The following is a 7201-nucleotide window of genomic DNA, read 5'->3' as shown; positions in this document are numbered from 1 at the left end:
AAAGACCCTTATAGGGTCAGAGCAAACCACCCGTTCTACGGGTGGTTATGATTTTATGAATAGGGATTATGCGTTTAATGCATAGTCTCTTTTTATATTCCTTTGATTCTCAGGGATTATCATATTTACTGAATTTAATAAATATTCAATATAATAGATGTAGAAATATATGATGAAAATTTATAATAATACCTTTAAAAATAGAGTTTATATGATTAATCTGTATAAGTGAATTAATCAAACTTATGCATATAATCAGAAAAGCTTATGGTTTTTATACTATAATGTGAGTATATGCTTAGTACTGTAAAGTTCAGTGAAAGGTGGTAAGTACATGGGATTTTTGAAAAAGGATATATCCCGTCGCCAGTTTATTGGTGGTGCTTTAGCGTTAGCAGCCGCATCAGCGGTACCGTCGTTTATACGAGGTGCCTATAAGCCAACACAATCTGATTCGTTACAAGTATGGACTTGTGGAGGATTATCTGAAGCATTTCTCGATTTAAACCAAGTCTACACGATGCATACAGGGCACAATATTCAGTACACTGGTGCCTTTGCAGGTGCTATTGGTAAATCGTTGCTTGCTGAAAAGAGTCGCACAGAAGTCTTTGGTGCTCGCGGTTTAGAGTTGGCAAAGAACATGCGCAAAAAGGGCGTAAGTATTGCTTTTGAACCATTATGTTTTACGGATTATGTTATTGTTACACCTAAGGGGAATCCCGCAGGGATTCGCGATTTGAAGGATATGGCAGAGCCCGGTGTACGCGTTATGTTACCATTAGGTGCATCCCCTCCTGGTAGTGCTTCCGTAAAGGGGATTATGAAACTGTCAGGCTTAACCGATGGTATTATGAAAAACATGATAGCCGAAAATGCTTGTGTTATCTCCATGATGTGTGACCTTGTAGAAGGTAAAGCAGATGTATCCATTATTGAAAAGCGTCTTACCACACATGATCGATTCAAGGATCGTATTGAGTACTTCTCCATTCCTGCACAATTTGTGCCGCCTGCACCACTTACTTTCACCATTAATACAATGAAATATGTACAAGATCGTGCACTAGCTGCCGATTATATTGAATTTACACGGTCCCAAGAAGGACAACAAATCTTAGAAAATCACGGATTCACATCCGTTCATAGTGCGAGAGGTCTCGATTTGATAGAAAGGTTTGGTGTAAAAGATGTGTAGTCATTGTCCATCATCAGCAACCTGTAGGTCTCAAGGTAGTTCTGGTGTATCTGGGAAACAAGCCCCTAAGAATTTAACGCTTTGGCGTCGTATCGTACAGTTTATATTCCTCTTTATTATGGGGAAATGGGTATATTATGGTATATTCCGATGCCCTTATATTGTGCCATTTGTAAACTGTGAAAGCTGTTCCATGATTACCTGCTGGGGCCGTATTACGACATATTTCTATGCTTGGTGGATTATTCTGCCAATTATGGTTGTATTCTTTGGCCGTGCGTTCTGTAGCTGGTTTTGTCCAAGTGGATGGGTTAACCAAATGCTGGGAAAAATATCTATGGGGCCTTTAAGAAATCGTAAGAATTATATGCGATTCCTACAACTCGGCATGGTAGCTACTATAATTTTAGGTCTTATTGTGTATTTCAAATTTGGTAATCCTCGTATTATGATTCCTATTCGGACGAGCGATGAATATTTTAATGCAGTCATTTTATCTATGCAGTTCTCAGAATGGTATTGGGCGGCTCGCACTATAACGGTCGTGTCCATCATTGCTGGTTCCCTTATCATCGCTAATGCTTGGTGCCGATTTGTATGTCCATTTGGTGGGGTAATGGAATTATTACGGAAAATTTCCATTTTTAAAGTATATAAAACTAGTGATTGTGACGATTGTGATGCGTGTCTACGTATTTGTGAAATGGGCACACGACCAAATGAAATGAATTGCACCAACTGTGGTGACTGTTTACATGTATGCCATAAGGATGCTATTAGATTTGGTCGGAAAGGTTAATTATGAAAGAAGTTCAAGGACAAAGTTTCCTACAAAATCATCCATGCTACAACAAGGATGCTGCCGCTAATTGGGGACGTTTACATTTGCCAGTAGCACCAAATTGTAACATTCAATGTAATTATTGTAATCGCAAGTACGATTGCGCTAATGAAAATAGACCTGGTGTGACACAGCATGTATATACGCCACAAGAGGCAGCAGCCTTTGTGCATAAGGTATTTGATGCACGTAAGGATATTTCTGTTGTGGGCATTGCAGGGCCTGGAGATCCTATGTGCGATGCTGATAAGACACTAGAAACCTTCCGCCTCGTAAAAAAAGATTTTCCCCATGTTATGCTCTGTTTATCTAGTAATGGTTTAGCCGTACCTGATTATATCGATGAAATCGCTGATTTAGGGATTACTCATGTTACGATTACCGCTAATGCTATCAATCCAGAAATTGGAAAATATGTGTATTCCATGGTTCGCTATGATGGAAATATTTACAAGGGAATCGATGGGGCTCGTATTTTGTTAGAACGTCAGGCTGAAAGTATTCATAAATTAAAGGAAAAGAACATTATCGTTAAGATTAATACTGTAGTAGTACCGGATGTAAATATGAATCATGTACCAGCTATCGCTAAACAAGCGGAAGCCTGGGGCGTGGATTTGATGAACTGTATTGCCATGATTCCGGTTCATGATACGGCTTTTGAAAGCCATCGAGGCCCAACTGCGGAGGAAATCGATACTATACGTCAGTTTATTGGTCACTATGTGCCGCAGATGACGCACTGTAAACGTTGTAGAGCTGATGCTATTGGTCGTTTATGTGAAGCGTAGAAGCATAAAAGGCTATATACCGAAGTATATAGCCTTAACGATTATGTATTATTTAGTATTTTTTACGATTTTATTTAGCGCAGACAATGCGGATTTCACATCTTCATATGTATTGGTATAGCCGAAGGAAAAGCGCACAGTTCCTTCTGGATAGGTTCCTAGTGTTTGGTGTGCTCGCGGGGCACAGTGGAGACCAACACGTGTCATGATGTGATAATTAGATTCTAGTTCGTAAGCAATGCTGGCCGGATCCATACTATCGATTGTGATGGATACAACGGCAGTTCTATCTTGGATATCTTGTTTACCAACGATGTTAATACCATCTATTGATTGTAATCCTTCTAGAAAGGCTTGTGTTAACGCTAGCTCGTGATTGTGAATGTTCTCCATTCCTTGTGACTCAATATAGGAGAGGCCTTCATTGAGACCTATGATGCCAGGTAGATTTAACGTGCCTGCTTCAAAGGCGTCGGGCATATGGGTAGGCATCGTTTCTAAATGTGAGAAGCTACCTGTACCGCCAGCGATAAGAGGGGTTAAGATTTGCGCCATTTCTTTGGTTAAAATAATGCCACCAATACCTTGTGGTCCCAATAAGCCTTTATGCCCCGTAAAGCAAAGTGCATCTATATGATATGCTTTCACATCAATAGGGATAACACCAGCTGTTTGGGCTGCGTCTACAATGAAATGTAGATTATGAGCCTTGCAGATAGCACCTATTGATTCAATAGGCTGTATGGTGCCACATACATTAGATGCGTGGTTGGTAATAATAGCCACTGTATTTGGACGGATAAGAGACTTAATGGCATCTATTTCAATAGAGCCTGTAACATCACAAGGAATAATATCAAAGGTAATGCCCTTATCTAGTAGTTGGGTAAGTGGTCTCATGACTGCGTTGTGCTCCATAGCGCTAACGAGTACATGATCACCGGCTTTCAACAGGCCCTTGATGACCATGTTTAAGCTCATTGTCACATTCTGCGTAAAAGTGACGTGAGATGGATCATGACCGTTGAATAAAGTATTTAGTCGTTGTCTCGTTGTATAGATAATATCCTCTACATCGTAGGCGAGGGCGTAGGAGCCACGGTTAATATTGATACCATAGTTTGTTATATAGTTTGCCATGGCATTAGCCACATTAGGTGCTTTAGGGAACGTGGTACTTGCATTATCTAAATAGATATAGTTCATAGGTAATCTCCATGAATAACAAGGTGTATTTATGGTTATTATATCATGAGTCATATACTTGATAGGGTGGGAGTATATACTCATATATTTGTAGTGTAGTTTGTTTGAAAGGAGTTTATTATGAGTGGGTCTCATGAAAAAAGGAATTTAATTATTGCAGGCCTTATTATTGGTGCTATTGCGGGATTCCTCGTATTAGCTGGAAATCCTGGTAATATGGGATTCTGTATTGCGTGCTTTGTTCGCGATACTGTCGGTGGTCTAGGTCTACATCATGCTGCACCTGTACAGTACATTCGTCCAGAAATTATTGGTCTTATTTTAGGGGCTTATGTATTGTCCATGATTCGTGGTGAACATCAAAGCAAAGGTGGTTCTTCTCCAATTATTCGATTTATTCTCGGCTTCTTTGTTATGATTGGTGCTTTGATGTTCCTCGGTTGTCCGATTCGTATGATTTTAAGACTTGGCGGCGGGGACTTAAATGCGTTGTTTGGTATTGCTGGTTTTGCTGGTGGTATCGGCTTTGGTACTATATTCTTGAAAAAAGGTTATTCTTTACAGCGTACCTATGCATTGAGTAAATTAGAGTCCGCTATGATGCCTGCTATCCAAGTTGGTTTGCTAGTTTTAGTAGTAGCGGCTCCAGCATTTATCTTCTTTAGTCAAAAAGGTCCTGGTGCTATGCATGCACCTTGGTTAATTTCTTTGGCGGCAGGCCTCGTGGTAGGTGGCTTATCTCAAGTTAGCCGACTTTGCACCGTTGGTGGATTCCGCGATTTATTCTTGTTCAAAAAATCCATCCTTATCTTTGGTTATTTAGCTGTTCTCATTGGTGTATTTGTTGTAAATATTAGCTTTGGTAATTTCCATCTTGGCTTTGAAAACCAACCGATTGCACATACAGATTTTGCAGATCCGCACGTTCAGAAGATACGCACTCAGAGACCACAGATCGCAGTGGCAAAAGATGAGGCATTCTGCTTTCTGTATGAAGACAACCTGAAGCTTTTGGAAGAACTGGGGGCAGAGATCACATTCTTTTCGCCGCTCCATAATGCGAAAGTGCCGGAAAACGCAGATGGACTTTTGTTGCCGGGAGGTTATCCGGAATTGTTTGCAGCAGGGCTTTCCGAAAACAGCGAAATGCTTGCATCAATCCGCTCCTGTGAAAAAAAAGCGATTCCGATCCTGGCAGAGTGCGGCGGTTTTATGTACCTTCATCAGGAAATGCAGGACATGGAAGGAAAGACATATCCGATGGCAGGTGTGATAAACGCAGTTGCGTACCGCACCGAAAAGCTGGGAAGATTTGGATATATCACACTGGATCTGAACGAAGAACAGGCAGAGGCAAGAAACATATGGCAGCAGGGATTTCCGGTGCGTGCCCATGAATTCCACTATTTTGACAGCACCGATCCGGGAAGTGCCTGTCTGGCAAAAAAACCGGCCGGGAAAAGAAGCTGGAGCTGCAGTTATGCAAAAGATGGCAGTCTGATGGGATTTCCGCATCTATATTATTATTCCAATCCGATGTTCGCATTTCGGTTCCTGGAAAATTGTATGGCAAAAAAACTGGAAAGGGAAAAAGTATCATGATATATGGAAGAGAAGGGATGATGGCACTTTTGCTCGGTGTGTTTTTTGATCTGTTGATCGGTGATCCGCACTGCTTTTATCATCCGATCCGGCTGGTCGGCAATCTGATCTCCGTTACGGAAAAAGGGCTTCGGGAGGTTTTTCCAAAGACAGGACAGGGGGAAAAAACAGCCGGTGTATTTCTGTCAGTGATCGTCTGTAGCGTCACAGCCGGAGCGGTGGCAGCTGTGCTGTATCTGGCCGGAAAAATCCATCCGTATCTGCATCTGGCTGTGATGGCATTGTTCTGCTACTGGATGCTGGCGGCAAAATCTCTGAAAGATGAGAGTATGAAGGTTTATAGAGAACTGAAAAAAGAAGATTTAAAGGCAGCACGCCGTGCTGTTTCCATGATTGTTGGTAGAGATACGGATCAGCTGACGGCAGAAGGTGTAACAAAAGCAGCAGTAGAGACAGTGGCAGAAAATGCCTCAGATGGAGTGATGGCACCGCTTCTGTATCTGGCAGTTGGCGGGCCTGTACTCGGAGCTTTTTATAAGGCAGTCAACACGATGGATTCTATGGTCGGATATAAGAATGAGAAATATCTGTATTTCGGTCGTTTTGCAGCAAAGGTGGACGATGTACTCAATTACATTCCGGCAAGACTGTCTGCTCTTTTTATGGTGGCGGCAGCAGGACTTACCGGCCTGTCGGCAAAAAATGCCTGGAAGATCTTCAAACGAGACCGCTATAACCATGCCAGCCCGAATTCGGCACAGACGGAGGCAGCCATGGCAGGGGCACTCGGCGTGCAGCTTGCCGGAGATGCCTGGTATTTTGGAACTTTATATAAAAAGAAAACGATCGGAGATGCACTGCGTCCCGTGGAATGTGAGGATATCAGAAGAGCAAACAGGCTGATGTATGCGTCTGCAGGGCTGCTTCTTATCGTTGTTATGCTTCTTTATTGCAGCTTTAACATACTCACATTGTTATGATGCCAGGAAGGGAACATACCATGAACAACAAGCGTCACAAACATGGCGGAGATATTTATTCAGAGGCCTGCACTCTGGATTATTCCGCAAATATCAATCCACTCGGACCGCCCTCTTCTGTAATTGAGGCGGTTTATCGGAGCATGGAACAGATTGTAAATTATCCGGATGTACAGTGCCGGAAGCTCTGCCATGCGATCGCAGAACATGAATATGTAAAAGAAGAGCAGGTGATCTGTACAAATGGTGCGTCTGAGCTGCTCTATGCTTTTGCAGCGGCCTTAAAACCGAAAAAAGCACTGCTTCTGGAGCCGGGATTTGCGGAGTATGAGGCTGCACTTTCGGCAGTCGGATGCGAGATTTTTTATTATCCTTTGGGGGAAGAGAAGGGTTATGCACTGGATCTTGCTTATCTGGAAGCACTTTCAGATGATCTGGATATGATTATTTTGTGCAATCCAAACAATCCTACCGGTGTTCTGATACAGCAGCCGCTTCTGGTGCGGATTGCAGAGAAATGTGAAAAGTATGGGATACATTTTCTGCTGGATGAATGTTTCCACGAATTTCTGATGGCACCGGA

Annotated in this window: 7 protein-coding genes; 6 read left to right on the top strand and 1 reads right to left on the bottom strand. The window is 42.3% G+C overall.

What is annotated here, in order from left to right; translation table 11 throughout:
• Window positions 1-334 precede the first annotated feature (334 nt).
• From Q7P05_RS04785 to Q7P05_RS04775, 3 genes are all read left to right on the top strand, one after another.
• Window positions 335-1198: a substrate-binding domain-containing protein gene (locus Q7P05_RS04785; RefSeq protein WP_105085241.1), complete on the top strand. Its 864-nt coding sequence runs from the start codon at window positions 335-337 to the stop codon at window positions 1196-1198.
• Between the two features lie 118 nt (window positions 1199-1316).
• Window positions 1317-1997 (top strand): 4Fe-4S binding protein, encoded by a 681-nt coding sequence (locus Q7P05_RS04780; protein ID WP_303930808.1) that lies wholly within the window; start codon window positions 1317-1319, stop codon window positions 1995-1997.
• A 2-nt stretch (window positions 1998-1999) separates the two neighbouring features.
• Window positions 2000-2830, top strand: coding sequence for a radical SAM protein (locus tag Q7P05_RS04775; RefSeq protein WP_303930806.1), 831 nt, complete (start codon window positions 2000-2002; stop codon window positions 2828-2830).
• Between the two features lie 48 nt (window positions 2831-2878).
• Here the strand turns inward: Q7P05_RS04775 and Q7P05_RS04770 are convergent, their stop codons facing one another.
• Window positions 2879-4036 (bottom strand): aminotransferase class V-fold PLP-dependent enzyme, encoded by a 1158-nt coding sequence (locus Q7P05_RS04770; RefSeq protein WP_119207109.1) that lies wholly within the window; start codon window positions 4034-4036, stop codon window positions 2879-2881.
• A gap of 120 nt (window positions 4037-4156) precedes the next feature.
• Between Q7P05_RS04770 and yedE the strand changes: the two genes are divergently transcribed.
• The 3 genes from yedE to Q7P05_RS04755 all read left to right on the top strand — a co-directional run.
• Complete coding sequence (gene yedE, locus Q7P05_RS04765) at window positions 4157-5638, top strand: YedE family putative selenium transporter (protein ID WP_303930804.1); 1482 nt, start codon at window positions 4157-4159, stop codon at window positions 5636-5638.
• Window positions 5639-5655: 17 nt separating this feature from the next.
• A complete protein-coding gene (cbiB, locus tag Q7P05_RS04760) occupies window positions 5656-6618 on the top strand; it encodes an adenosylcobinamide-phosphate synthase CbiB (RefSeq protein WP_303930802.1) in 963 nt (320 codons plus the stop codon).
• 20 nt (window positions 6619-6638) lie between these two features.
• Window positions 6639-7201: aminotransferase class I/II-fold pyridoxal phosphate-dependent enzyme (locus Q7P05_RS04755; RefSeq protein WP_303930800.1), on the top strand; the 563-nt coding region annotated here is incomplete at its 3' end.

Source organism: Veillonella dispar (assembly GCF_937975875.1).
Lineage (GTDB): Bacteria > Bacillota > Negativicutes > Veillonellales > Veillonellaceae > Veillonella > Veillonella dispar_B.
The sequence above is the reverse complement of the archived record's forward strand: the minus strand, read 5'-3'. Positions and strand labels throughout refer to the sequence as shown.

Excerpts from the sequence above, each read along its gene's own strand:
- Q7P05_RS04785 (WP_105085241.1), top strand. The coding sequence starts at position 335 with ATGGGATTTTTGAAAAAGGATATATCCCGTCGCCAGTTTATTGGTGGT.
- Q7P05_RS04780 (WP_303930808.1), top strand. The coding sequence starts at position 1,317 with ATGGGGAAATGGGTATATTATGGTATATTCCGATGCCCTTATATTGTG.
- Q7P05_RS04775 (WP_303930806.1), top strand. The coding sequence starts at position 2,000 with ATGAAAGAAGTTCAAGGACAAAGTTTCCTACAAAATCATCCATGCTAC.
- Q7P05_RS04770 (WP_119207109.1), bottom strand. The coding sequence starts at position 4,036 with ATGAACTATATCTATTTAGATAATGCAAGTACCACGTTCCCTAAAGCA.
- yedE (WP_303930804.1), top strand. The coding sequence starts at position 4,157 with ATGAGTGGGTCTCATGAAAAAAGGAATTTAATTATTGCAGGCCTTATT.
- cbiB (WP_303930802.1), top strand. The coding sequence starts at position 5,656 with ATGATGGCACTTTTGCTCGGTGTGTTTTTTGATCTGTTGATCGGTGAT.